This is a genomic window from Pseudomonas sp. Pseusp11, from assembly GCF_047304405.1.
Lineage (GTDB): Bacteria > Pseudomonadota > Gammaproteobacteria > Pseudomonadales > Pseudomonadaceae > Aquipseudomonas.
This window is the reverse complement of the sequence record NZ_JBGLZF010000046.1, coordinates 19,875-43,484: the sequence shown is the minus strand read 5'-3', so window position 1 is coordinate 43,484 and position 23,610 is coordinate 19,875. Positions and strand designations below refer to the sequence as shown.

At 59.4% G+C, this 23,610-nt stretch carries 24 protein-coding genes; 6 read left to right on the top strand and 18 right to left on the bottom strand.

Annotated features, from left to right (window positions below; genetic code table 11):
- The first annotated feature begins 370 nt into the window (after positions 1 to 370).
- Positions 371 to 1,432, top strand: a complete 1,062-nt coding sequence (gene dinB / locus ACCC96_RS26000) for a DNA polymerase IV (RefSeq protein WP_413697302.1) — start codon at positions 371 to 373, stop codon at positions 1,430 to 1,432.
- 83 nt (positions 1,433 to 1,515) lie between these two features.
- Here the strand turns inward: dinB and ACCC96_RS25995 are convergent, their stop codons facing one another.
- The 4 genes from ACCC96_RS25995 to ACCC96_RS25980 all read right to left on the bottom strand — a co-directional run bounded on the left by ACCC96_RS25995 (position 1,516) and on the right by ACCC96_RS25980 (position 6,299).
- The gene (locus ACCC96_RS25995) at positions 1,516 to 2,469 is read right to left on the bottom strand and encodes a hypothetical protein (protein ID WP_019647858.1); all 954 of its coding nucleotides are present in this window, start codon (positions 2,467 to 2,469) and stop codon (positions 1,516 to 1,518) included.
- Between the two features lie 17 nt (positions 2,470 to 2,486).
- On the bottom strand, positions 2,487 to 4,202 hold the full coding sequence (locus ACCC96_RS25990) for a proline--tRNA ligase (protein WP_019647859.1): 1,716 nt from the start codon (positions 4,200 to 4,202) through the stop codon (positions 2,487 to 2,489).
- A gap of 130 nt (positions 4,203 to 4,332) precedes the next feature.
- Positions 4,333 to 5,901, bottom strand: coding sequence for an AmpG family muropeptide MFS transporter (locus tag ACCC96_RS25985; RefSeq protein ID WP_019647860.1), 1,569 nt, complete (start codon positions 5,899 to 5,901; stop codon positions 4,333 to 4,335).
- A gap of 44 nt (positions 5,902 to 5,945) precedes the next feature.
- Positions 5,946 to 6,299, bottom strand: coding sequence for an MGMT family protein (locus tag ACCC96_RS25980; RefSeq protein ID WP_018926938.1), 354 nt, complete (start codon positions 6,297 to 6,299; stop codon positions 5,946 to 5,948).
- A gap of 166 nt (positions 6,300 to 6,465) precedes the next feature.
- Here ACCC96_RS25980 and ACCC96_RS25975 point away from each other — a divergent pair, with 166 nt between their 5' ends.
- Positions 6,466 to 7,473 carry a DUF481 domain-containing protein gene (locus ACCC96_RS25975; RefSeq protein WP_413697301.1) on the top strand — a complete coding sequence of 336 codons (1,008 nt, stop codon included), beginning with the start codon at positions 6,466 to 6,468 and terminating at the stop codon, positions 7,471 to 7,473.
- Between the two features lie 150 nt (positions 7,474 to 7,623).
- Here the strand turns inward: ACCC96_RS25975 and ACCC96_RS25970 are convergent, their stop codons facing one another.
- On the bottom strand, positions 7,624 to 7,833 hold the full coding sequence (locus ACCC96_RS25970; RefSeq protein WP_002554837.1) for a cold-shock protein: 210 nt from the start codon (positions 7,831 to 7,833) through the stop codon (positions 7,624 to 7,626).
- 353 nt (positions 7,834 to 8,186) lie between these two features.
- On the opposite strand from ACCC96_RS25970, the gene dcd reads away from it, so the two are divergent.
- On the top strand, positions 8,187 to 8,753 hold the full coding sequence (gene dcd / locus ACCC96_RS25965; RefSeq protein ID WP_007904652.1) for a dCTP deaminase: 567 nt from the start codon (positions 8,187 to 8,189) through the stop codon (positions 8,751 to 8,753).
- Between the two features lie 107 nt (positions 8,754 to 8,860).
- Positions 8,861 to 9,070 carry a hypothetical protein gene (locus ACCC96_RS25960; RefSeq protein WP_019647862.1) on the top strand — a complete coding sequence of 70 codons (210 nt, stop codon included), beginning with the start codon at positions 8,861 to 8,863 and terminating at the stop codon, positions 9,068 to 9,070.
- Between the two features lie 52 nt (positions 9,071 to 9,122).
- Here the strand turns inward: ACCC96_RS25960 and ACCC96_RS25955 are convergent, their stop codons facing one another.
- The 9 genes from ACCC96_RS25955 to ACCC96_RS25915 all read right to left on the bottom strand — a co-directional run bounded on the left by ACCC96_RS25955 (position 9,123) and on the right by ACCC96_RS25915 (position 19,961).
- Entirely contained in the window at positions 9,123 to 9,887 is a 765-nt protein-coding gene (locus ACCC96_RS25955; protein ID WP_413697300.1) for an ABC transporter ATP-binding protein, read from the bottom strand.
- Between the two features lie 13 nt (positions 9,888 to 9,900).
- Positions 9,901 to 11,019 (bottom strand): succinylglutamate desuccinylase/aspartoacylase family protein, encoded by a 1,119-nt coding sequence (locus ACCC96_RS25950; RefSeq protein ID WP_413697299.1) that lies wholly within the window; start codon positions 11,017 to 11,019, stop codon positions 9,901 to 9,903.
- Between the two features lie 12 nt (positions 11,020 to 11,031).
- Positions 11,032 to 11,742, bottom strand: coding sequence for an ABC transporter permease (locus tag ACCC96_RS25945; protein ID WP_258671012.1), 711 nt, complete (start codon positions 11,740 to 11,742; stop codon positions 11,032 to 11,034).
- On the bottom strand, positions 11,739 to 12,467 hold the full coding sequence (locus ACCC96_RS25940; protein WP_019647866.1) for an ABC transporter permease: 729 nt from the start codon (positions 12,465 to 12,467) through the stop codon (positions 11,739 to 11,741). Before ACCC96_RS25940 ends, ACCC96_RS25945 begins: the two co-directional genes overlap by 4 nt.
- Before the next feature lie 56 nt (positions 12,468 to 12,523).
- Positions 12,524 to 13,306, bottom strand: a complete 783-nt coding sequence (locus ACCC96_RS25935) for a transporter substrate-binding domain-containing protein (protein ID WP_019580963.1) — start codon at positions 13,304 to 13,306, stop codon at positions 12,524 to 12,526.
- Between the two features lie 395 nt (positions 13,307 to 13,701).
- Entirely contained in the window at positions 13,702 to 15,390 is a 1,689-nt protein-coding gene (locus tag ACCC96_RS25930) for an ATP-dependent DNA ligase (protein ID WP_413697298.1), read from the bottom strand.
- Entirely contained in the window at positions 15,387 to 16,418 is a 1,032-nt protein-coding gene (locus tag ACCC96_RS25925; RefSeq protein WP_413697297.1) for a ligase-associated DNA damage response exonuclease, read from the bottom strand. The genes ACCC96_RS25930 and ACCC96_RS25925 overlap by 4 nt, the downstream gene beginning before the upstream one ends.
- A 161-nt stretch (positions 16,419 to 16,579) precedes the next feature.
- Positions 16,580 to 19,030 carry a penicillin acylase family protein gene (locus tag ACCC96_RS25920; RefSeq protein WP_413697296.1) on the bottom strand — a complete coding sequence of 817 codons (2,451 nt, stop codon included), beginning with the start codon at positions 19,028 to 19,030 and terminating at the stop codon, positions 16,580 to 16,582.
- A 286-nt stretch (positions 19,031 to 19,316) separates the two neighbouring features.
- Positions 19,317 to 19,961 carry a glutathione S-transferase N-terminal domain-containing protein gene (locus tag ACCC96_RS25915; protein ID WP_413697303.1) on the bottom strand — a complete coding sequence of 215 codons (645 nt, stop codon included), beginning with the start codon at positions 19,959 to 19,961 and terminating at the stop codon, positions 19,317 to 19,319.
- Between the two features lie 146 nt (positions 19,962 to 20,107).
- On the opposite strand from ACCC96_RS25915, the gene ACCC96_RS25910 reads away from it, so the two are divergent.
- Positions 20,108 to 20,665 carry a cysteine hydrolase family protein gene (locus ACCC96_RS25910; RefSeq protein WP_413697295.1) on the top strand — a complete coding sequence of 186 codons (558 nt, stop codon included), beginning with the start codon at positions 20,108 to 20,110 and terminating at the stop codon, positions 20,663 to 20,665.
- Positions 20,666 to 20,743: 78 nt separating this feature from the next.
- On the opposite strand, the gene ACCC96_RS25905 is transcribed toward ACCC96_RS25910, so the two are convergent.
- From ACCC96_RS25905 to ACCC96_RS25890, 4 genes are all read right to left on the bottom strand, one after another.
- A complete protein-coding gene (locus tag ACCC96_RS25905) occupies positions 20,744 to 20,953 on the bottom strand; it encodes an SEC-C metal-binding domain-containing protein (RefSeq protein WP_007906737.1) in 210 nt (69 codons plus the stop codon).
- Between the two features lie 5 nt (positions 20,954 to 20,958).
- Entirely contained in the window at positions 20,959 to 21,444 is a 486-nt protein-coding gene (locus ACCC96_RS25900) for an LEA type 2 family protein (protein ID WP_413697294.1), read from the bottom strand.
- A gap of 240 nt (positions 21,445 to 21,684) precedes the next feature.
- Positions 21,685 to 22,161: a YchJ family protein gene (locus ACCC96_RS25895; RefSeq protein WP_413697293.1), complete on the bottom strand. Its 477-nt coding sequence runs from the start codon at positions 22,159 to 22,161 to the stop codon at positions 21,685 to 21,687.
- A gap of 4 nt (positions 22,162 to 22,165) precedes the next feature.
- On the bottom strand, positions 22,166 to 22,663 hold the full coding sequence (locus ACCC96_RS25890) for a DUF6231 family protein (RefSeq protein ID WP_018926922.1): 498 nt from the start codon (positions 22,661 to 22,663) through the stop codon (positions 22,166 to 22,168).
- 180 nt (positions 22,664 to 22,843) lie between these two features.
- Here ACCC96_RS25890 and ACCC96_RS25885 point away from each other — a divergent pair, with 180 nt between their 5' ends.
- A complete protein-coding gene (locus ACCC96_RS25885; RefSeq protein WP_258671004.1) occupies positions 22,844 to 23,539 on the top strand; it encodes an OmpA family protein in 696 nt (231 codons plus the stop codon).
- Positions 23,540 to 23,610 lie beyond the last annotated feature (71 nt).

The following is a 23,610-nucleotide window of genomic DNA, read 5'->3' as shown; positions in this document are numbered from 1 at the left end:
GGAGCCGGATTTGAACCGACGACCTTCGGGTTATGAGCCCGACGAGCTACCAGACTGCTCCATCCCGCGTCTGTGTGTCGGCATTCTACAGAGGATCGCCGGGCTGTCAACCTTCAATCTCGGTAAAATCTGTTCCTGTTCAATCGCTTAGGTGAAAACAGGGAGTGTGGATCGGGCTGAAACGCAGGCAGAGCAAGGCTTTTGGCTCTATCGGTAGGTGGCTTTCGATTGAGAAAATAAATTCCTTCGGTACTTTTCCTACCGCTTGAAAAGAAGATTCAGACTACTGGTGCTATATACAGGTGTCAGTGAGATACTGCCGGTACGACACGCCGATACTTCATTTCTTCGCCATGAACACCGCTTTTATATGACGCAGCGAAAAATCATCCACGTCGATTGTGACTGCTTCTACGCCGCCATCGAGATGCGTGACGACCCGCGCCTGGCTGGTAAGCCTTTGGCGGTGGGCGGCTCGGCGGATCGGCGTGGGGTGATTGCTACCTGTAACTATGAAGCGCGGGCGTATGGCGTGCGCTCGGCCATGTCTTCCGGACATGCCTTGAAACTGTGTCCGGACCTGACCATCGTCAAGCCGCGCATGGAAGCCTATAGAGAAGCATCGAAGGAAATTCATACGATCTTTCGCGATTACACCGACCTGATCGAGCCGCTGTCCCTGGACGAGGCGTATCTCGACGTGTCGGACAGTGCGCATTTTGGCGGCAGCGCCACGCGAATCGCCCAGGACATTCGTCGCCGGGTGTCCAATCAGTTGCACATCACCGTGTCGGCCGGCGTGGCGCCGAACAAGTTTCTTGCCAAGATCGCCAGCGACTGGAAGAAGCCCAATGGCTTGTTCGTGATCACGCCTGATCAGGTGGAAGACTTTGTCAGCGGCTTGCCGGTGAGCAAGTTGCACGGTGTTGGCAAAGTGACCGCTGACAAACTGGGCAAGCTCGGCATCGTCGATTGCGCGCAATTACGCGAGTGGAACAAATTGGCGTTGGTGCGTGAATTCGGCAGCTTCGGCGAGCGACTCTGGAGCCTGGCCCGTGGGATCGATGAGCGGTTGGTGCACAACGACAGTCGTCGGCAGTCGATCAGCGTTGAAAACACCTATGACGTGGACCTGCCGGATCTGGTGAGTTGCCTGGATAAGTTGCCCGAATTGCTGGAGTCCCTGAATGGCCGCATGGCGCGGATCGACAGCAGTTATCGTCCGGGCAAGCCGTTCGTCAAAGTGAAATTCCACGATTTTACCCAGACTACGTTGGAGCAGGCCGGGGCAGGGCGGGATCTGGGGAGTTATCAGCTGTTGCTGACCCAGGCCTTCAATCGCGGCGGGAAACCGGTGCGGTTGTTGGGGATTGGGGTGAGGCTGGAGGATTTGCGGGGCGGGTTTGAGCAGTTGGAGTTGTTTGAGCGGTAAGATTTAAAAGCAAAAGATCGCAGCCTTCGGCAGCTCCTACGCGCCTGTGGGCGCCGCCGAAGGCTGCGATCTTTTAATGGGGCTTAATTCGCCCCCGGATCCGCCACCAGTCGCCCGGCATCCTTGGTCAGTGACTTGAGGAACTCAGCCTGCAACTCGGGATCGTTGCGGGTCAGTTCGATCAGGCTCTGTTCCAGTTCGCTGGCTTCTTCTTCCAGGCCCAGTTCCGACAGACGTTTGACCCGGTGCACCCACTGGCTCACTTCGTCGTCTTCGAGGTCGTCGTAAATCAGCTCATGGGCTTCGAGCAGCTTGCCGCGCAAGTTGTTGCTGATCGCCAGGGACGAGTCGGTGTGCACATCGTCCTTGTTGTCCTCGACACTGATCTGCAGCTTGCCCAGATGATTGAGGTCATGTTCGGCGAACGGGCTGTCCAGCAGGTTCAGGCGCAACACACCGTTGCGGTCGGTGTTCAGCTCGAACGTGTCCTTGCCGGCCTTGACCTGCACCGGACGCTCGCTCCAGGGCAGGCTCGAGTATTCCGTGCGCTTGTCACGCTGGACTTCATCGATGCCCGCCAGGTTCTGCTGCGCGCGACCGTGAGACTGCACGTTCATGAACGGGTTGAGCCCGGCAAAACCATAGCTGAGCCAATCCTTCGTCACGCTGTCCGGCAGATTACCGAGGGCGAACACGTTGACCACGTTCGCACCGACGCCGGCCACCACGGCAACCGCTCCCAGCGGGATCTCATAGATCTCCCTCCAGGGTTGGTAAGGCGTGTAACGGTCATAGTGGCGTGTGACTTCGAATTCGGTGACTTCGAAGGTCTTCTGCTCGTGGATTTTCACCCGGCGTTGCGGCAGCTCCAGCACTTTGGGTTCGCCGACATCGATCTGCAGGCTGTGATCGAGCAACTTACGCTCGACCCGCTCCTCGTGTTCGCTGCGTTGTGACATGTGATTGGCACAGCCGCTGACCAGCAGGGTGCCGCACAAGGCGGCACCACCGAGGCCTAAGGTGTTTCGCTTGAACATGACGTCTCTATCTGGTGTCAGCGGCGGATACGGGCCTGGAGGAAAGACAGCACGTCAGCAACCGGCAGCGCTTGCGCCTCGGCTTCGGTACGGCTCTTGTATTCCAGATTGCCGTCGGCGAGGCCGCGGTCACTGACCACGATCCGGTGTGGAATGCCGATCAGCTCCATGTCCGCGAACTTGATGCCCGGGCTGGTTTTCTTGTCGCGGTCGTCCAGTAGCACGTCGAAGCCGGCAGCAGTCAGTTCTGCGTAGAGCTTGTCGGTGGCTTCGCGAACCTGTTCGGTTTCGTAGCGCAGCGGCACCAGAGCAACCTGGAACGGGGCCAGAGCGTCGCTCCAGATGATCCCGTTCTCGTCGTTGTTCTGTTCGATGGCGGCGGCCACCACGCGGGATACGCCAATGCCGTAGCAGCCCATTTCCAGGGTCACCGGTTTGCCGTTCTCGCCCAGCACTTCGCACTTCATCGCTTTGCTGTACTTGTTGCCCAGCTGGAAGATGTGCCCGACTTCGATGCCGCGCTTGATTTCCAGGGTGCCTTTGCCGTCAGGGCTCGGGTCGCCAGCGACAACGTTGCGCAGGTCGGCAACGGTCGGAACCGGCAGATCGCGCTCCCAGTTCACGCCAAAGTAGTGCTTGTCGTCGATGTTGGCACCAATGCCGAAGTCGCTCATCAGCTCGACGGAACGGTCGATGATGATCGGCAGCGGCAGGTTCAGCGGGCCGAGGGAACCGGCGCCGGCGCCAATGGCGTCGCGCAGTTCGGCTTCGGAAGCCATGACCAGCGGGCTGGCAACGCCAGGCTGGTTGGCGGCCTTGATTTCATTCAGTTCGTGGTCGCCACGGATGATCAGGGCAATCAGCTTGCCTTTCTCTTCAGCGTGCACCACCAGGGTCTTGATGGTTTTTTCGATCGGCAGGTCGAAGCCTTCGACCAGCTGCGCAATGGTCTTGGCGTTCGGCGTGTCGACCAGGCGCAGCTCTTCGGCAGGCAGCGGACGAGAGGTTTCCCGCGGTACGGCTTCGGCTTTCTCGATGTTCGCGGCGTAGTCGGAACCGTTGCTGAAGACGATGTCGTCTTCGCCGGATTCAGCCAGCACGTGGAACTCGTGGGAACCGGCGCCACCGATGGAGCCGTTGTCGGCTTCAACCGGACGGAATTTCAGGCCCAGGCGGGTGAACACGTTGCAGTACGCCTGGTGCATGCGGTCGTAGGTGACCTGCAGCGATGCCTGGTCGGCGTGGAACGAGTAGGCGTCCTTCATGATGAATTCGCGGCCACGCATCAAACCGAAGCGTGGGCGGATTTCGTCACGGAATTTGGTCTGGATCTGATACAGGTTGATCGGCAGCTGTTTGTAGCTGCTCAACTCGTTGCGCATCAGGTCGGTGATGACCTCTTCGTGAGTCGGGCCGGCGCAGAAGTCGCGACCGTGGCGATCCTTGAAGCGCAGCAATTCAGGGCCGTATTCTTCCCAGCGACCCGATTCCTGCCACAGCTCAGCCGGTTGAGTGCTCGGCATCAACACTTCGAGAGAACCGGCGGCGTTCATTTCTTCACGCACGATGGCTTCGACCTTGCGCATCACTCGCAAGCCCATCGGCAGCCAGGTGTACAGGCCCGAGGCGAGTTTGCGGATCATGCCGGCGCGCAGCATCAGCTGATGGCTGATGACGACCGCGTCGGAAGGCGTTTCTTTCTGTGTGGCGAGCAAAAATTGACTGGTGCGCATGGTTGGCCGTTGTCGGTTGCTGATAACGAGAAGTAATGGGGCATTGTACGGGCGAGATCTGCTGGCGTACAGGCGTGCGGCCGGCTGTGTGGCTGGAGGGCGAGAATCTGCTCGCCCTCTGCGACCTGTATCAAAGAGGCTGCGATTCTTCCGTGACCGGGGTCTGAGCCGGTTCAGGCGTCGGGGTCGGACCGGCACGGCGGTTTTCCTGGAACCAGTGCAAGGCGATCAACAGCAGCGTCGGAACGCCCAGCAGGGCAGTGATCAGGAAGAAGTTGTGGTAGCCGAATTTTTCCACCATGACCCCTGAATAGCCGCCGATCAGGCGCGGCAACAAGAGCATGATCGAGCTGAGCAGGGCGTACTGGGTCGCGGAGAATTTGAGGTTGGTCAGGCTCGACAGGTAAGCGACGAACGCCGAAGTCGCCAGGCCCGAGCTGAAGTTGTCCAGGGAAATGGTGACGATCAGCATCTGCAGATTGGCGCCCATGTCCGTGAGCATCAGGAACAGCAGGTTAGTGGCCGCCGATGCGGCACCGCCGATGAACAGAATGGGCAGAATGCCGAAGCGCACGATGAGCAGGCCGCCCATGCCGGCGCCGACCAGCGTCATGATCAGGCCGAAAATCTTGCTGACGCTGGCGATCTGATCCTTGGTGAACCCTTGGTCGATGTAGAACACGTTGGCCATCACACCCATGACCGTGTCGGACATCCGGTAGGTGGCGATCAGCCCGAGCAGCAACAGGGCTTGCCAGCGGTAACGCAGAATGAAGTCGTTGACCGGTGTCAGCACCGGCGCCAGGCCACGGCGGCCCATGGCCGACAAGCACAGGGCGGTGAGCGTGGTATAGAGGATTGCCCGCAGGAATGCGCGGTCTTCGAGCAACAGGTCGAGCAGGCTGACGCCGTTGAACAGTACGCTGGCGAAGTCAGTGTTGTAGAACTGGGTGAACATGGCCGGTACGGACACCAGCAGCACGATCAGCACGAACACCGACGCCAGCTGGTGCACGAAGCTGTAGCGTCCGGCCTGAAGCTGAGTGCGCAGTGGCACCGGCGGTTCGCGCATGAAGAGGGAGGTCAGTAGCGCCGGGATCATCAAGACGCCGAACAGCAGATAGGTGCCAGTCCACGCCGCATGTTTGTAGTTGAAACCGGTGGAGCCGAAGCCTTCGGCAAAAAACAGCGCGCCCGCCGTTGCCAGCAGGGCCGCGACCCGATAACCGGCCATGTAGCTGGCCGCCAGTGCAGCCTGGCGGGTATCGTCGACGATTTCCAGGCGATAGGCGTCGATGGCGATGTCTTGCGTTGCCGAAGCAAAGGCGACTACCACCGCGATGGCGATCAGCCAGGACAGGTGTTTTTGCGGGTCGCAGAAACCCATGCCGATCAGGCCGAGGATCACCAGTGCCTGGGCCAGCACCAGCCAGGAGCGTCGTCGGCCAAGTTTGCCGAGCAGGGGCAGGCGCCATTGGTCGAGCAGCGGGGACCAGACCCATTTAAAGGCGTAGGCCAGGCCGATCAGGCTTGCATAGCCGATGGTTTCGCGGGCAACACCGGCCTCGCGCAGCCAGACTGAAAGCGTCGAAAACACCAGCATGTAGGGCAGGCCGGCGGCGAAACCAAGCAGCAACAGCACGAGCGTCGAGGGGCTGGCATAGGCGGCGAGCGCGGCGCGCCAGGTTTTACGGGGCATGGGCTGGAGTCTGCCTCAAGAATTACGGAAACAAAGCGCGCACTCTAACCGCTGTGCTCTACCGGGCGCCAGCCATGGCGCTGAATATCCACACGATTGTTCAGAACACTGATGCCTTCCATGCGCAATCGGGCCCGCTGTTCATCTCCCGAAGGGCTGCCTGCGGGCAGACTGATCCGACCACCGGCACCCAGCACACGATGCCAGGGCAATTTAGTGTCACCGGGCAGTTGGCTCAATGTTCGCCCGACCCAGCGGGCGGCGCGACCCAGTCCCGCCAGCTCGGCGAGCTGACCGTAACTCACGACTTTGCCCTCGGGTACTTGTGCCAGGGTCAAGTAGAGCGCCGTGCGTCGGATTTGCGCCGCGCTTTCGGTTTCAGCAGTTGAGTCGGTCACGTCCGGGGTTCCTGAAAAAAATGCGCATTGACCGTCTGTAGAGTAAATCCTTGATTGTCAGTTGAGAAATGAACTCAATAGAAATAGTCGGGTCAGTCCTTGCCAGGGCCTTATTTCCAAGAATAATGCCGACTTTTTTTCGCAAAGTTGAGCCTTTGATTCGCTTATGTTGTCCAGAACCTTGCTGTGCCTCGCTGTCGTCAGTGCTTCCACTCCCTTGCTCGCCGATACGGTCTGGTTGAAGAACGGTGACAAGCTGAGCGGCAAGATCACCCTCTTCGATGGCGGCAAGCTGTTGATCCAGACCGCGTATGCCGGTGCGGTCCCGATTGACTGGAAAGAGGTCAAAACCCTGGAAAGCGATCAGCAATTGCTGGTCAAGCAGGATGCCTACACCGGCGAAAAGGCCAAGTCGCTGCACGCGGCAGAGGACGGCAAGGTCACGCTGGCCAATGGCGAGACGCCCAAGACCGTGGAACTGGCCAGTATTCAGCAGATCCTCAAGCCCAAACCGGTGGTCGAGGATTTGGTGTTTAAAGGTAACGTCGACCTGGCGCTGGATTATCAGCGTGCAGAAAAAGATACCGATGATTACGACGTCGGCTTCAAAACCACCGCGCGTCACGGTCGGTGGCGTCATACGGCGGAAGGTGAGTACAACCGCGAGTTTCAGGATGACGTGGTTACCACTGATAACTGGCGTGCCGAGTATTCTCTCGACCGCTTCCTCACCGAGAAGTGGTTCTGGCAGGGGCGTTTGAATTACAAGCGCGACAAGGTCGAAGAGCTCTCCCGTCAGCGCACCGTCGGTACCGGCCCTGGTTATCAATTCTGGGATGACGAACTGGGTGCCTTCTCCCTGGGCTCGCTCCTCAACCGTACGGACTACGAATTTTCCGATGGCGGAAAGCAAAACTTCTATTCCCTGGCCGTGAAGTGGGACTACAACCGCTACCTGATTGGCAAGAAGGTCGAGTTCTTCACCAAAGGCGAAGTGGGCAAGCCACTGTCGGGTGTCGCCGATTACGCACTCGATACTGAGGCCGGCCTGCGCTACAAAGTCACCGACTGGGCGTCGCTGGACCTGAAGGCCGAGAAAGACATCATCAGTGGTACTGACAATGCGGACCTGAACAAGACCCGATATACCGCAGGGTTTGGCGTGGCCTGGTAACACGCTGGAAGATCAAAAGATCGCAGTCTTTGGCAGCTCCGCACTTGTGGGCGCCGCCGAAGGCTGCGATTTTTTGTTGCCACACAAAACACACAGGCACAAAAAAGCCCCGCTTTTAAGGGCGGGGCCTTTTACTAAAGCAAGTACAAGTTAGATAACTTGAACTTCTTCAGCTTGCATGCCTTTCTGACCGCGGGTAGCGATGAAAGAAACCTGTTGGCCTTCTTTCAGGCTTTTGAAGCCGTCGGATTGGATAGCTTTGAAGTGAACGAACAGGTCGTCACCGGATTGTGGAGTGATGAAGCCGAAGCCTTTTTCATCGTTGAACCACTTAACGGTACCGGTTTGGCGATTAGACATGGTGTAACTCCTTGAACAAAGATAACTGCGACTCAGGAAGAACCCTGGCCGAGACTGAGTGCAAAGAGCAGGAAAAATTCTTGTAGATGGTTGGATCGAAATTCAACATATCGTGTAGAGATTCTCAGTGACACAAGCAGCACAGTGGCGCCACCTTAACCCTTTTTCCGGAACGTGCCAATGGTTCTTGCGAAGGTTTCTCTTTTTTAATGACTGACGGTTAATAACATGGCGGTGAGGCCCCGGAATTCACGGGGAAACGGCGAGAATTGTCTCCCGGACTTTGAACCCGAGCGACTGCCCGGTAAGATGCCGGACAGAATTTTTCCACCTCGCTATTCAGGACTCCCGCCATGAGCATCAAATCGGACAAGTGGATTCGCCGCATGGCGCAAGAGCACGGCATGATCGAGCCCTTCGTGGAGCGTCAGGTGCGCGGCAGTGACGACAGTCGTGTGATCTCCTATGGTGTGTCGAGCTACGGCTACGATGTGCGTTGCACCAATCATTTCAAGGTGTTCACCAACATCAATTCGGCCATCGTCGATCCGAAAAACTTCGACGCTGGCAGCTTCGTCGACATCCACAGCGACGTGTGCATCATCCCGCCAAACTCCTTCGCCCTGGCCAGTACCGTCGAATACTTCCGCATTCCGCGCAACGTATTGACCATCTGTCTGGGCAAGAGCACCTACGCCCGCTGCGGCATCATCGTCAACGTGACCCCGCTCGAGCCCGAGTGGGAAGGCCATGTGACCCTGGAGTTCTCGAACACCACCAACCTGCCGGCGAAGATCTATGCCAACGAAGGCGTGGCGCAGATGCTGTTCCTCGAGTCCGACGAGGAATGTGAAGTGTCCTACAAGGACCGTGGTGGCAAGTATCAGGGCCAGCGTGGCGTGACCCTGCCGCGTACCTGAGTCAACCGTCTGACAAACCGTTGGAATTCCTGGGCGGGCGTACACTCTATGGGGTGTACTGCTCCGATTCGCGCAAGGCGGATCGGGCCATCGCTCAGGAGTGCTTCATGAAGATCGATCCGCGAATAAGTGCCGAACTGGCAAGGCTTGAGCCCAATCAGGTTGGCGTGCTGGCCTGGTCCTTGTTGGCGCATCCGCCAGTCAGCATGGCAGGGGGCATCCCCCATCAGCCTGATCCCGACAGCCCCAATGAAGATCCGACAGAACCTGGAGAGCCCACCCTGCCGGATGAGCCACCTCCCGCGCCCGTGGTGTGATACCCGCTTTTGTGGGAGCGAGCGGTGCTCGCTTCTACGGGAAGGTGGCGTTTTACTTGAGATTGCCGCTCAAGAACTGCTTCAACCGCTCACTCTTCGGATTGCCCAGCACGTCTTCCGGCGCGCCTTCTTCTTCCACCAGCCCCTGATGCAGGAACAGCACCTGGCTCGACACTTTGCGGGCGAAGCTCATTTCATGGGTGACCATGATCATGGTCCGGCCTTCCTCGGCCAGGCCCTGAATTACCCTTAGTACTTCGCCTACCAGTTCCGGGTCGAGTGCCGAGGTTGGTTCGTCGAACAGCATGACTTCAGGTTCCATGGCCAGCGCGCGGGCAATGGCTACCCGTTGTTGCTGACCGCCCGACAGGAACGCCGGGTACTGATCCGCCACACGCGCCGCCAGGCCAACCTTGTCGAGGTAACGTCGGGCTCGGTCCTCGGCTTCTGCCTTGGTGCAACCGAGCACCCGTCGCGGGGCCATGGTGATGTTTTCCAGCACCGTCATGTGGCTCCAAAGGTTGAAGTGCTGGAACACCATGGCCAGGCGGGTGCGGATTCGTTGCAGTTCATCCGGGTCGGCCACATGGATGCCGTGACGGTCCTTGACCATGCGGATGTTCTGGCCGTCCAGGCTCATGGTGCCGTCGTTGGGTTGCTCTAGAAAGTTGATGCAGCGCAAAAAGGTGCTTTTACCCGAGCCGCTGGCGCCGATCAGGCTGATGACGTCGCCGGTTTTGGCCTTGAGCGAAACGCCTTTGAGCACCTGATGATCGCCATAGCTTTTATGCAGGCCTTCGATGGTCAGTTTGTACATGGGGCATGCATCCTCAAGGCGAAAGTAGGTAGCCGCTGCGATAGGCTTCGGTGCCCGCGACGTGGGCGATTACCATGCCGGCAGTGGCCATGCGCCGCAGCGAACGGGCGTACATCAGCCCGGCAACGGTGCAATGAACAGGGGTGACGCGATCATTGATCGGGTCGATGACTTCGGCGATCAGTTGCCCGGCCTCCAGGTATTCCCCGGGCAGGGCCGTAAACACCAGCAGTCCGCCCACGGGTGTCGCGACCGGTTCGACGCCGGCCAGCGGCGTGGCCGGGTAGGGCAGTTCCGGTAAGGGCGCCGGCTCACCGGCAATCGCGCCGAAGTGAATCAGATAATCGATCAGCGCTTGGCAATCGAGGCTGGCCAACGGGTGATTGACGTCGCCCTGGCCGCGTAACTCGACGGTGACCGAAAAGCTGCCCGGCGGAATATCGAAATGCTCGCCGAAGCGTTCTTTCAACTGCCACCAGAGCAGGGTGAAGCATTCATCGAACGACTGGCCACCAGAGTCGGTGGCCAGCAGGCTGGCTTCGGCACCGATGTAACGCGCCAGAGGCTCGACCTGAGGCCAGGCCTCGGGCGTGGTGTAGAGGTGCGCGACGGCTTCGAAATCGCAATGCAGGTCCAGCACCATGTCCGCATCGCAAGCCAGCCGTTGCAGGGTCAGGCGTTGGGATTGCAGTTGCGTGGCAGCGGTCTGGCGCGCCAATACGTCGCGCAGGCTGCTGCGGATCAGTTCGAGGTTGCGTTGTGGATCGTCGCCCAGCAGGCCTTCGATCTCATTGCCGACTTCTTCACTCAAGTCGACGAACCAGCGATTGAAGTTCTGCCCGCTTTCCAGCTCGTAACGGCCCAGTGGAACGTCCATCAATACTTGTTCCAGGCCGACCGGGTTGGCCACGGGCACCAGCACGATTTCGCTGCGCAGCCGGCCGGCGGCTTCCAGCTCCGCCAGACGCTGTTTGAGGTGCCAGGCCACCAGCATGCCGGGCAATTCATCGGCATGCAGGGAGGACTGGATGTAGATCTTGCCTTTGGCCGCCCGGGGGCCGAAGTGGAAGCTGTGGATCTGTCGCACGGTCCCCGGCAGTGGGGCCAGCAGGTCATGAATCTGGTGGCGCATGTACGAATTGTCCTAGTGAGTCGGCCCGAGGAAGGCCAGCCATCGGCGTTCGGCGAGGCGGAACAGGCCGACCAGCGCAAAGGTAACGGTCAGGTAGATCAGCGCGGCGATGCCGAACGACTGGAACGTCAGAAAGGTCGCAGAGTTCGCGTCGCGAGCAACTTTCAGGACATCCGGGATGGTCGCGGTGAACGCCACGGTGGTCGAGTGCAGCATCAGGATCACTTCGTTGCTGTAATAAGGCAACGAGCGACGCAGCGCCGACGGCATGATCACGTAGGCATAGAGCTTCCAGCCTGACAGACCGTAGGCCTTGGCCGCTTCGACTTCACCGTGAGCCAGGCTGCGAATCGCCCCGGCGAAGATTTCCGTGGTGTAGGCGCAGGTGTTCAGGGCGAAGGCCAGGATCGTGCAGTTCATCGCGTCGCGAAAAAACGCATCGAGAACCGGCTGGGCACGCACGGCCGCCAGACTGTAGATGCCGGTGTAGCAAATCAGCAGTTGGATGTAGAGCGGTGTACCCCGGAACAGGTAGACGTAAAACTGCACTGGCCAGCGGATGTAGAACCTGGACGAAACCCTGGCGATGGACAGCGGGATCGACACCAGAAAACCGATGCAGATCGACGCACTGAGCAGCCACATGGTCATGGCCAGGCCGGTGATGTTGTAGCCGTCGGTATAAAGGAAGGGTTTCCAGTATTCCTGCAAGAGTTCGATCATCGTACTGCCTCCCGGGCACCGGCGGCGTAGCGACGTTCGAGCCAGCGCAGGACAACGTTGGAGGCACTGGTGATCAGCAAGTAGATCAATGCGGCCAGCACCAGGAAGTAGAACAGTTGATAGGTGCTTTTACCGGCATCCTGCGCAGCCTTGACCAAGTCGGCGAGGCCGATGATCGAGACCAGCGCGGTGGCCTTGAGCATCACCATCCAATTGTTGCCGATGCCCGGCAGGGCGAAGCGCATCATTTGCGGGAACACCACGAATCGAAAACGCTGGCCGCGTTTGAGGCCATAGGCGGTGGCGGCTTCGACCTGGCCCCGTGGCACGGCAAGGATCGCCCCGCGGAACGTTTCGGTGAAGTACGCGCCATAAATGAAGCCCAGGGTGATGACCCCGGCGCTGAATGGGTTGATCTCGATGTATTCCCATTCCATGAAGTCGGTAAACGAGGTCAGCCAGGTTTGCAGGCTGTAGAAGATCAGCAGCATCAGCACCAGGTCCGGTACCCCGCGAATCAGCGTGGTGTAGCACTGGGCCGGTATCCGCAGCAGTTTGACTTTTGACAGCTTGGCACTGGCGCCCAGCAGGCCGAGCAACACGGCCACCAACAGCGACATCACCGATAATTTGATGGTCATCCAGGTGCCTTCCATCAGCAACGGACCGAAACCCTGAAGGCTGAAGGCAGAGAGCCCCAAGTGTTGTAATAGGTTTTCGAACATAAATCAGCAACCTGATCGGATGAAAAAAGCGCCCACCGCGAGATGGGCGCCGGGCATTATTTGCCGCTGTACAGATTCAGATCGCCAAAGTGTTTCTTCTGAATGGTGGCGTAGGTGCCATCGTCGTGTAACGCTTTGATACCTTTATCCAGAAGTGCTTTCAGCTCTTTGTTACCTTTCGAGATACCGACTGCTGTTTTGGCCGGCAGCAATTCGCTGTCGACGGGCTTGCTGACTTCGTAATCGGCGCCTTTTGGCGATTTGATGAAGCCAAGTTCAGCTTGCAGCATGTCCTGGATCGCGGCGTCGAGACGACCGGAAGTCAGGTCGGAATACACCTGATCCTGGTTGGCGTAGGCCTGGGTTTTCACGCCGGCCTTGTCCAGCACGGCTTTGGCATAGGCTTCCTGAATGGTGCCTTGCTCATAACCGACGGTTTTGCCCTTCAATGAGGCGACGTCTGCGCTCAGGCCGGAGCCTTTCTTGAACACGTAGGCGGTAGGGCCGGAGAACAGCTCGCTGGAGAAGTCGATGACTTTTTCGCGGGCAGGAGTAACGGTCATCGAAGAGATCACACCGTCGAATTTATTGGCTTTGAGGCCCGGAATCATGCCGTCGAAATCGCTTTCGACCCATTTGCACTTGACCTTCAGCTCGGCACAGATTGCATTGCCCAGGTCGATGTCGAAGCCCACCAGGCTGCCGTCGGCTGCTTTGGACTCGAACGGCGCGTAGGAAGGGTCAACGCCAAAACGCAATTCTTTGTATTCCTTTGCCAGCGCGGAGCCGGCAGCCATGCACAACGCCAGTGCAGAAAGGGTCAGCAATGCTTTTTTCATTATTCAATCCCTAAGAACCAATATGAGCGCTTGTGGCGCAGAAGTACTGTTACTGAAAAGCGTAAGACCTATTAAAAGTAGCAATTTCCGAACCAGAGTCCCGAACAAGCGTTTTAAAAGGTGATACAAGAAATGGCAAAGTTCGATTTGTGCACGAAAACGGGCATTGCCAGATTCTTGCGTCTGGATGGTGCGCAGGGAGCTGATACCCGTTAAATCTTGATGCTATTTATGTAGCAGCTGTCGAGCCTGCGAGGCTGCGTTCGGCTGCGCTGCAGTCGAAAAATCAGAACTTGCGGTGAGTCAGGCGGACTGCATCAGCTGGATTCACGACTGCTGCGCAGCCGAACGCAGGCTTCGCCAGCTGCTACAAAGGCAGGGCCACAAGAGTCGGGTCAAGCCAGTAAATCCTGCAACGTCGCCAGGCTGTCAGCTTCTTCCACCGACTTGTCCTGCCGCCAGCGCAATATCCGCGGAAACCGCACCGCAATCCCGCTCGGGTGTCGTTTCGACGGGGCAATGCTCTCGAATCCCAGCTCAAACACCAGGCTCGGTTGCACACGGATCACCGGTCCGGATTTTTCAACCGTGGTCTTGCGTACGATGCTGTCGATCTGGCGGATTTCTTCGTTGGTCAACCCGGAGTAGGCCTTGGCGAAAGGCACCAGTGTCCGCTCGCGGGCATAGGGTGGGCCGTCCCACACGGCGAAAGTGTAATCAGTGTAGAGACTGGCCTGGCGGCCATGACCCTGCTGGGCATGGATCAGCACTGCATCGACACTGAACGGGTCGACTTTCCATTTCCACCACACGCCCGTGTCTTTATTCCGCCCGACGCCATACTGCGCATCGCGGGCCTTGAGCATCATGCCTTCGACCCCCAGTTTGCGAGACGCTTCTCGTTGGCGGGCGAGGTCGAACCAGTCTTCGCCGATCAACATGGGCGAGGCACGTAACACCGGGTTTGCGCAGGCGGTGACGAGGTGTTCCAACTGAGCGCGGCGCACGGCCTGAGTCTGGTTGCGCAAATCCTGGCCCTGCCATTCCAGCAGGTCAAAGGCCTGGAGGACCACGGGCACCTCATGGAGGATTTTCTTGTCCAGCGTGTTACGGCTGCTGCGTTTTTGTAGCAGGGCGAAAGGCGCCACCGCCAGCGATGTTGGCGATTGCCGGTCAGAAGCGTTCCCAGAGCCCGAGGGCGCGGTTTTCCAGGCGACGATTTCACCGTCGAGCACCGTGCCGTCGGGCAAGTCGTGAACCAGGCTGCCCAGTTCGGGGAACCGTTCGGTTACCAGTTCTTCGCCTCGCGACCAGACCCACAAGCACCCATCGCGCTTGACCACCTGGGCGCGGATGCCGTCCCATTTCCACTCCGCTTGCCATTGGCCGGCCGGGCCGAGCAGGACTTCGAACTGCTCAACCGGTTGCGACAACGCATGGGCAAGGAAAAACGGGTAGGGCTGGCCATCCCGTTGGGCGTGTTCATCGGGTGCTTCGGGGGCAATCAGCTTCAGGTAACTGGCGGCGTTCGGGCGGTGCGACGGGGCGGTGTAACCCACCAGCCGCTGGGCCACGTGTTTGCCGTCGAGCCCGGCCATAGCTGCCACGGCGCGGGTGACCAGCGATTTGGAGACACCGACACGGAAACTGCCGGTGATCAGTTTGATGCACAGCATCAGGCCCTGGCGATCCAGTTGCGCCCACAGCGCGGGCAGGCGTTCGGCGAGGACCCGCGGGGGCGCGCTACGCAGCGGCAACAGTTTGTCTTCAATCCACACCGTCAGTCTGTCGGTAGACGTGTGAGGCGTTTCGGGCAGCACCAGCGAAATGGTTTCCGCCAGATCACCCACCGCCTGGTAGCTTTCCTCGAACAACCAGGGCGAGAGCCCGGAACACGCGATTGCCATGTCGCGCAGCACCCGTACCGGCACCCATTGCCGAGACCTCCCGCCGGCCAGCAAATACACCGCCCAGGCGGCATCTTCGGGCGTGGCCTGGGCGAAGTAATGCTGCATCGCCGCCAGTTTGGCGTTGCTTGAGGTGGTGGCATCGAGTTCGGCATACAGCTCGGCGAAGGCTTTCATGCCTGCACCTCGGCGCTCTCGGGTTCGAAGGCTGCATTGTTCTCATCGTCGCCGTATTCGGTGCGCAATCCCATGGCATCGAGGCCCTGTTCACGCAGATGCCGCACCAGCACTCCGATCGATCCATGGGTGACCTTCACCTGCTCGGCTCCGGACTGTTCGATGGCCCAGAGCAGGCCGGGCCAATCGGCGTGATCGGACAGCACGAAACCACGATCCACGCCATGCCGCCGCTGCGTGCCGCGCAAACGCATCCAACCGCTGGCGAGGGCATCGCTGTAGTCGCCGAAGCGCCGTACCCAATTGCTGGTACCCGTTGCAGGCGGCGCGAGGACCAGAGCTTTGCGCATCATCGGATCCTGCTTTTTTACTTCGCTGGCATAAATCGTTGGCGGTAAATGAATGCCGCTCTGACGATAAAACTGATTGATCGGTTCAACCGCGCCATGCACCAGGATCGGACCCAGGCTGGTATCGAGGCCATGAAGAATCCGCTGAGCCTTGCCGAAGGCATGGCAGAGCAGCACGCTGGTTTTATCGACTGCGGCGTTGGCCCGCCACCACTGATTGATCTCGGCAAGGATCTGCGCCTGGGGTTGCCAGCGGTAAATCGGCAGGCCGAACGTCGATTCTGTGATGAAGGTGTGACAGCGCACCGGTTCGAACGGTGTACAGGTGCCGTCGGGCTCTGTTTTGTAATCACCGGAGGCGACCCAGACCTCACCGCCGCATTCCAGCCGCACCTGGGCTGAGCCGAGCATGTGGCCTGCGGGGTGAAAACTCAGTTTTACGCCATGGTGCAGCAATTGCTCGCCATAGGGCAGCGTTTGCAGGTTGATGCGCTGGCCCAGCTGCGCGCGCAGAATGCCCGCACCCGGGGCCGCCGCCAGATAGTGTTGATTGCCACGGCGAGCATGGTCGCTATGAGCGTGGGTGATGACTGAACGCTCGACGGGGCGCCACGGGTCGATATAGAAATCCCCGGGCGGGCAGTACAAACCTTCAGGACGTGCGATAACAAGGTCCATATTGTTACCAGAATGGAGAGGCCTGTTAGCTAGGAGGTTTGCCCGAAACGAGAAGTTCTATTTATTTTTACAGAGATTAAAAACAAAAGATCGCAGCCTGCGGCAGCGCTTACAGATGGGGGCGAATCCCCTGTAGGCGCTGCCGCAGGCTGCGATCTTTGTTACTTGCCAGGCGTCAGCGTCAACCGCGTCTTGCCATACACCTTGTCAAAGTTCTGCGGCTGCATCGGCAAGCTCATGTATTGACCCTTGAGCCATGGATCGACGCTGTCGAGATAGTGCGGGCTGGCCGGGTTGCCGGATTGGCCAGTAGCGTTCTGACCCATCAGCGGTTCGGCCTGGCCGAAATCGACAATAAAGCGCATGGCCGGGGCCTGCGTGGTGTTGAAGTCCTGACCCCAGGCGAACGAGGCGGTGTTGAGCGTGGTGTGATCGCCGCCGGCCGCCAGCGGGCCGCGCACGGTCTGGCCGCTGGCGTTTTTCCACTCGTAGCGGTGCAGTTTGCCCCACTGCCAGGCTTTGTGATCACCGCCCAACTGACTGTCACCCGCGCTGATCGCGGCCGCGAGGCTACGAGCGAGGATCGCCGGTTTGTCTTCTTTCTGCGCAGTGTGCACGTCATCCCAGAACGGACTGTCCTCACGTCCAAGCAGGTGATCGGCCTGAGCCGCGTAGGATAATTTGCCGTTGGCGATAAAGGCTTTCCACGCCGGGCTGCTTTCCGGGCCCAGTTCGTCGAGGAAAATCTGTTTGGTGCTTTCCTGCAGGAACAACTCGTAAATCGCCGCGTCGGCGGAGGTCGGGCTGAGTTTGCCGTCGAAAGCCATCAAGCGGGTATACGCCTCGCGAGCCTTGCCGCGATCGGCCGCCGGCAACGCTTCGATGGCCTGTTTGAGCGGCTGGGACATGCCCGGCGCTTCAAACATCTTCTTCAGTTTGGCGGCGAAAGTGGTGGTCTGATCGTATTGCATGGCGATCAGGCTGCGGGTGTCGTGTTTGCCCACGCCCGCCAGTTCGGCCATGCGTTCGCCACGCTCCGGTGCCGCCCAGGAATTGGACAGCTGCATGCCGTAGCCATGGGGAATGACCCGCTGGTTGGCGGTGCCGAGCCAGCCCTGCGCCGGGTCCTGATCATACGGATGGAGCATCGGGTCGGCGTAACCGTCCCAGTCGTAGCGACCTTCCCAGCCCGGCGACGGCAGCAAGCCTTCGCCTTCGCGACGATTCGGGTAGCGACCGGTGACTTGCCAGCCGATATTGCTGGCATCGGCAAACACCAGATTCAGGGCGATGGCGCGGATTTCACGGCTGGCGTCCGATGCTCTCTCGGTGCTTTGTGCCCGGGACAGGTCGAAAAACGCATCCAGGGTTTTGTCGTCGGTGAAGTCCGGCGCCTGCAGGGCCAGGCCGAAACCATTCGCCAGTGCCGTGCCCTGGGCGCTGTTGAGCAGTGGCCCATGGCGAGTTTCGTACACCGCTTCGCGAATCGGTCGCTGGCCTTTGACGAAATAGGTTTCGTTGCGCACGATCGCCGGCTGCCATTTGCCGCCCACTTCGTAGGAAAGGCCATTGCCCTGGCGTTTGATTTTTTCCAGGAACACGTCTTGGTTGTCGCCCATGACCGTGGTCATGCTCCACGCCACTTTGCCGTTGAAACCAGCGAGCACCATCGGTAACCCGGCAATGGTTACGCCGGAGGCCTGGTATTTCGGTGCGCGAATCTGCACGTAACTGAACAACGAAGGGACGCCCAGCGGTCCATGGCTGTCGCTGGCCAGCAGGCTCTTACCGCTGCGGCTGCGTTGCGGGGCGATCGCCCAGTTGTTCGAGGAGGTAGCGCCCAGCAGATTCAGATCCGACAGTTGACCAGTGGCTTTGCTGATTTCGCTCAGCCCCGGGATTTGCCCGGTGAGTTTGATTCCCTGAAGTTTTTCAGCTTCGGCCACCGGCAGTTTTTCGTCGGGAGCGGACGGGGTCAGCCACGCCAGTTTGTCGGTGCTGACGGTCTGGGCCAGCATCAGCGAGGAAATTTCTTCCGGCAGGTTCGCCGACTGGCTGAAGTTCAGCAGGCAGAACATCAGCGCCGAATCTTCCGGTTTCCAGTACTCAGGCTTGTAGCCGGTGGCCGCGAGGTCCGCCGGCAGCTTGTCGCGGTAGCGGAACAGGTAGGCGTTGACCCCGCGGGCATAGACTTCGAAGAAACGCTTGAGGCGTGGCGACGAGGCCTTATACAGCTCATCCGCGCTTTTCTTCAGGTTGACCGCACGCATGTAGCGGTCGGCATCGAGCAGGTCCGCGCCGGACATCTCCGCCAGACGGCCCTGGGCCAGCAGGCGCAGAGTGACCATTTGGCTGATGCGGTCGCTGGCGTGCACGTAGCCGAGGGTGAACAGCGCATCGTGGAAGCTGTTGCTCTCGATCAGCGGCATGCCCATGGCATTGCGGCGGACCGAAACGTTTTGCGCCAGGCCTTTCAGCGCTTGCACGCCAGAGGTGGGCGGGAGGGTGTCCTGGGCGTTCCAGGTCTGACAACCGGTCAGGCTCAAAACACCGGCCACTGCTGCGGCAACGCCGAACCGGGGAAGAAAATGTGTAAGGGCTGGCGAGGCCATGGCAAAGCTCCTGCGGGGGTAGTGACGCGACAAAGGCGCTACGTTAGTGAGCAGGAGGTGGCCGCGCAAGCGGGGTATGGGGTTATTTCAGAAAATGTCTGATAAACCACAAATCCAAAGGCGATGAGGGCCTTTGTGGCGAGGGAGCTTGCTCCCGCTCGGCTGCGAAGCGGTCGCAAACCAGCCACTCGGTTTCCGATGTGTCGGGGTCGGGAGCGCTGCGCACTCCAGCGGGAGCAAGCTCCCTCGCCACAGGCTTTGTGAATACCTGAGAGTTTGTGTTTGCTCAGGATTTCGGCGGGTTGACCTTGGCCACCAGCGCGTACGCCTTCACCGTCGCCGGGCGGTCCTGGATGTGGTTGAACCAGCGCAGCACGTTAGGGAAGTCTTCCAGGTTCTGGCTTTGCCACTTGTGAGAAACGATCCACGGGTAGATCGCCATGTCGGCAATGCTGTATTCGCTGCCGGCGACAAAGTCATGGTTCGCCAGTTGCTTGTCGAGCACCCCATAGAGGCGGGCGGTTTCGTCGATGTAGCGCTTGATCGCGTAAGGGATTTTCTCCGGCGCGAACCGGCTGAAGTGATGATTCTGCCCGGCCATCGGCCCCAGGCCGCCCATCTGCCAGAACAGCCATTGCAGCGCTTGCTGGCGCCCGCGCAGGTCCTTGGGCAAAAACTTGCCGGTTTTCTCCGCCAGGTACTGAAGAATCGCCCCCGACTCAAACAGCGACAACGGTGCACCGCCATCGGCCGGCTCATGATCGACGATGGCCGGGATTTTGTTGTTTGGCGAGATTTTCAGGAAGTCGGGTTTGAACTGCTCGTTCTGGCTGATATTGATCGGGTAAACGTTGTAGGGCAGGCCGGCTTCTTCCAGGAATAGCGAAATCTTGTGGCCGTTGGGGGTGGTCCAGTAATACAGGTCGATCATGAAGTACTCCAAATCAAGAGACATCGTCAGGTTCGGACAGCGACCGCCGGCATTAGGTCGTCCTGTTTGCGTTTGATGGCTTGCCAGTAGGAGGAGGTGATGCTGAAGTGCGGGAAATTCAATGACCTCGCATGAGAAAAGTCGGCATGGAGCTTAAGACAAACGCGGCGCTGATCATCATCGATCAACAAAAAGGCATCCTGCATCCCAAATTGGGCCGGCGAAACAACCCTCAGGCCGAAGAGCGCATCCTGGAGTTATTGGGGCATTGGCGTCGCACCGGGCGGCCGGTGATTCATGTGCAGCACCTGTCCCGCTCTGTGGATTCGGTGTTCTGGCCGCAGCAATCGGGGGTGGAGTTTCAGGAGCGCTTCCAGCCATCGATCGGTGAGTGGCTGATACAGAAACAAGTGCCGGATGCGTTTTGCTCGACAGGGCTGGAAGCGAGTTTGCGCGGGGCGGGGATCGATCAGTTGATCATCGTTGGCGTGGCGACGCACAACTCGGTGGAATCCACGGCGCGAACGGCTGGGAATCTGGGGTTTGAGGCGTGGGTTGTGGAGGATGCGTGCTTTACCTTCGACAAGGCGGACTTTTTCGGTAATGCCCATTCAGCTGAAGAAGTGCATGCGATGTCGCTGGGGAATCTGCATGGGGAATATGCGACGGTCGTCAGCGCCGCGAACATTCTCATGATCGACTGAAAACTTGTAGGAGCGAGCGGTGCTCGCTCCTACAAGGATTGGCGATTCAACAGGCGAAGAAGTTATCCGCCCGAAGCCTCAAGCCCCGTGGCACTTCTTGAATTTCTTGCCGTTGCCGCAGGGGCAAGGGTCGTTGCGGCCGACGTCTTTTAGAGCGTTGCGCACCGGTTCCTGGTGGGCGTGGCCGCAGTTTGGGCCGTGGACATGGCCATGGTCGTGATCATGGTGGTCGTGATGGTCATGATCGTGGTTGCAGTCAGGGCCATGGACGTGGGGTTGCTGGGTCATCGGGGTCACTCCGGAATTAAATCGGCGGCGATTATCACGCCATTGCGCGCCAGGTGCACGTAGTGCGCGATGAATAAACCGGTTTCAAGCGTTCCTTCCAGACGATAGGGAATCGGTTGCTCGGGTTTTTTCAGCAGTTTCACCACGTCCCGAACCCTGGGCCACAGGTTGGTGCGGATCGGCACCTTGAAGTAGGCGCTGTGCTTGGGGCCGACGGTGAACCAATGTTCGTGCTCGCCTTCGGTCAACAGGATGTCCCCCAGGTGAATGCGATATTCCAGGGCACGCACCGTCAGGTCTTCGTCATTGGGGTTGTCGACGCGAAAATGCAGCAGGAATTTCTGCTCCAGCAACTTGGCCCGGACCACCTCGACCTTGACCAGATGCACTTGTGGGTCTGGCAAGTCGTTGCTGAACCATGAAGCGCAGCCGCTGAGTCCTGAAAACAGAAGCAGCAAGAACAGATAGAGCGCGAGTCGTCCGGTGATCATGGTCGTGTTTCTCCCTTTGTAGCAGCTGCCGAGCCTGCGTTCGCTGTAGCAGCTGTAGCAGCTGTCGAGCCCTGGCGAGGCTGCGTTCGGCGCCGCCGCCGTCGTGAATCCGGCTGACGCGGTGTGCCTGAGGCACCGCAAGTTCTGGTTTGACGACTGCTGCGCAGTCGAACGCAGCCTCGCAGGCTCGACAGCTGCTACGGCCGAACGCAGCTTTTGGCAGCTGCTACAGGGGGCACCTCAAGCGCCGAAATAACTCGCGCAGCACTTCTTGAACTTCTGCCCGCTGGCGCACGGGCACGCATCGTTGCGCCCGGCCTTGAGCGGCACCGTAGGGTCGATGAAGTACCAGTGGCCGGCGTTCTGCACGAATGACGAACGTTCGCGGTGGCTGTGTTCGCCGCTGCCGTCGTGCCAGCGAGCGGTGAAGGTGACGAAGGCGTGCTCCGGCTGGCCGCCGAAGACCTCGGCGCCTTCCACTTCCAGGCCCAGCCAGGTGCTTTGGGCGCTCCAGTCGCTGATCGACTGGCGATCCAGGCCGGCCTGTTGCGCGGGCAGGGTGGTAGCCACCAGATAGTCGACCAGCCCCAGCACATAGGCGCTGTAGCGCGAACGCATCAGGACTTCGGCGCTGGGGGCCGGATGGCCGGCATGGTAATGACCGCAGCAGGCATCGAGCAGCGTGCCGCTGCCGCAAGGGCAAATGGATGTACTCATTGCATTACCACCAGTATTTCCCGAAGTTTTCCGGATTGGCCCAGAAGCGTGAGTTGAGCCAGTCGGGCACCTGTTTGTAGTCAAGCAGATCGTAGGTAAACAACGTCAACACTTGATCGTCGCGCTGGAAGCGTTCGCTGGCTTGCAGGGCCAGGGAGAAAAAATCCGTCTCCTGCCAACCGCTGGCGGGCAAGTCGGCAAGCACCGCAATGCGACTGGCATTGAGGTTGCGGATCCCGCCGAGCAGATTCAGGCCGTCGCGCTTGGGCAAGTGTTCGAGGCAATCGACCACCAGCGCCAGATCAAACCGCTGCGCCGCCAGTTCGGCCGGCAATGCTCCGGGTGCGGCAAAAGCCACGATGCTGTCCGGGTGCGCGAGTTTGAATGCCTCGAGCGCGGGGAACTCACTGGCGCCAATCAGCAACAGACGCGTCGGGGCGTAACGATCAAGCAAAGCGGCCAACGCCTGCTGGGGCGTGCGCGAAGAAATACTTGCAGTCATCGAAGATCCTCAATCAGAACGCCAAGATTAACGTGTCTTGTCGAGCGTGTTTAAGCAAAAAAGCGCCGATCTTCCGTGAACACAAGGCAAAACAGCAATGGCCTATTGCTGGCGGAGATTAAAAGTCCGGTCTTTACTCCTTGAAATCGGTTATTAGCCGATCCCTCAGGAGAAAACTAGATGAGCATAGTTCGGACAGCATTACCTTTGGTTCTGCTAACCAGTGTGTTGACTGGTTGCGCAGGTTTGCAGAAAACCGACTGGCCGACCTGTGCTGCGGTCGGTGGTGTCGTCGGTGCAGGGCTCGGTGCGACAGAGAGCTCTTCATGGGCGGGGTATGGCGCACTGCTGGTCGGCGGCACGGCAGCGGCTTATTGCTGGGTGCATGGCGATGGCGACGAAGACGGCGATGGCGTGCCGGATAGCCGCGACAAGTGCCCGCACACACCGAGAGGCGTGCGAGTCGATGCCGACGGCTGCCCTCCACCCGCGCCTGCGCCGGTGGTCGAAGAGAAGGCGGTGGTCAAGGAAGAAGTCATCGTTATCCGTGATGTTCACTTCCAGTTCGACTCGTCCAAGCTCACCCCTTCCGATAAAGAGGTACTCAACACCGTCGCCACGCGTCTGAAACAGGAATCCGCCAGCGCCCGGTTGACCGTGACCGGTCATACCGACAGCGTCGGCAGCGATAAATACAACCAGAAACTGTCGGACAAACGCGCCCATTCGGTGGTGGAGTACCTGATTTCCCAAGGCGTGCCACGCAGCAGTTTCGTGTCTGTGACCGGTGCAGGTGAAAGCCAGCCTGTGGCCGATAACAAAACCGCTGAAGGCCGTGCGCTGAATCGGCGTACGGAAATCAAAATCGACCGCTAACCCCCTTGTATTCCGCGGCTTGTGCAGTCGCGGATGCGGGTCTTTACTCCTGTGTGACCGGTATGGGCCGG

Excerpts from the sequence above, each read along its gene's own strand:
- dinB (WP_413697302.1), top strand. The coding sequence starts at position 371 with ATGACGCAGCGAAAAATCATCCACGTCGATTGTGACTGCTTCTACGCC.
- ACCC96_RS25995 (WP_019647858.1), bottom strand. The coding sequence starts at position 2,469 with ATGTTCAAGCGAAACACCTTAGGCCTCGGTGGTGCCGCCTTGTGCGGC.
- ACCC96_RS25990 (WP_019647859.1), bottom strand. The coding sequence starts at position 4,202 with ATGCGCACCAGTCAATTTTTGCTCGCCACACAGAAAGAAACGCCTTCC.
- ACCC96_RS25985 (WP_019647860.1), bottom strand. The coding sequence starts at position 5,901 with ATGCCCCGTAAAACCTGGCGCGCCGCGCTCGCCGCCTATGCCAGCCCC.
- ACCC96_RS25975 (WP_413697301.1), top strand. The coding sequence starts at position 6,466 with ATGTTGTCCAGAACCTTGCTGTGCCTCGCTGTCGTCAGTGCTTCCACT.
- ACCC96_RS25970 (WP_002554837.1), bottom strand. The coding sequence starts at position 7,833 with ATGTCTAATCGCCAAACCGGTACCGTTAAGTGGTTCAACGATGAAAAA.
- dcd (WP_007904652.1), top strand. The coding sequence starts at position 8,187 with ATGAGCATCAAATCGGACAAGTGGATTCGCCGCATGGCGCAAGAGCAC.
- ACCC96_RS25960 (WP_019647862.1), top strand. The coding sequence starts at position 8,861 with ATGAAGATCGATCCGCGAATAAGTGCCGAACTGGCAAGGCTTGAGCCC.
- ACCC96_RS25955 (WP_413697300.1), bottom strand. The coding sequence starts at position 9,887 with ATGTACAAACTGACCATCGAAGGCCTGCATAAAAGCTATGGCGATCAT.
- ACCC96_RS25950 (WP_413697299.1), bottom strand. The coding sequence starts at position 11,019 with ATGCGCCACCAGATTCATGACCTGCTGGCCCCACTGCCGGGGACCGTG.
- ACCC96_RS25945 (WP_258671012.1), bottom strand. The coding sequence starts at position 11,742 with ATGATCGAACTCTTGCAGGAATACTGGAAACCCTTCCTTTATACCGAC.
- ACCC96_RS25940 (WP_019647866.1), bottom strand. The coding sequence starts at position 12,467 with ATGTTCGAAAACCTATTACAACACTTGGGGCTCTCTGCCTTCAGCCTT.
- ACCC96_RS25935 (WP_019580963.1), bottom strand. The coding sequence starts at position 13,306 with ATGAAAAAAGCATTGCTGACCCTTTCTGCACTGGCGTTGTGCATGGCT.
- ACCC96_RS25930 (WP_413697298.1), bottom strand. The coding sequence starts at position 15,390 with ATGAAAGCCTTCGCCGAGCTGTATGCCGAACTCGATGCCACCACCTCA.
- ACCC96_RS25925 (WP_413697297.1), bottom strand. The coding sequence starts at position 16,418 with ATGGACCTTGTTATCGCACGTCCTGAAGGTTTGTACTGCCCGCCCGGG.
- ACCC96_RS25920 (WP_413697296.1), bottom strand. The coding sequence starts at position 19,030 with ATGGCCTCGCCAGCCCTTACACATTTTCTTCCCCGGTTCGGCGTTGCC.
- ACCC96_RS25915 (WP_413697303.1), bottom strand. The coding sequence starts at position 19,961 with ATGATCGACCTGTATTACTGGACCACCCCCAACGGCCACAAGATTTCG.
- ACCC96_RS25910 (WP_413697295.1), top strand. The coding sequence starts at position 20,108 with ATGGAGCTTAAGACAAACGCGGCGCTGATCATCATCGATCAACAAAAA.
- ACCC96_RS25905 (WP_007906737.1), bottom strand. The coding sequence starts at position 20,953 with ATGACCCAGCAACCCCACGTCCATGGCCCTGACTGCAACCACGATCAT.
- ACCC96_RS25900 (WP_413697294.1), bottom strand. The coding sequence starts at position 21,444 with ATGATCACCGGACGACTCGCGCTCTATCTGTTCTTGCTGCTTCTGTTT.
- ACCC96_RS25895 (WP_413697293.1), bottom strand. The coding sequence starts at position 22,161 with ATGAGTACATCCATTTGCCCTTGCGGCAGCGGCACGCTGCTCGATGCC.
- ACCC96_RS25890 (WP_018926922.1), bottom strand. The coding sequence starts at position 22,663 with ATGACTGCAAGTATTTCTTCGCGCACGCCCCAGCAGGCGTTGGCCGCT.
- ACCC96_RS25885 (WP_258671004.1), top strand. The coding sequence starts at position 22,844 with ATGAGCATAGTTCGGACAGCATTACCTTTGGTTCTGCTAACCAGTGTG.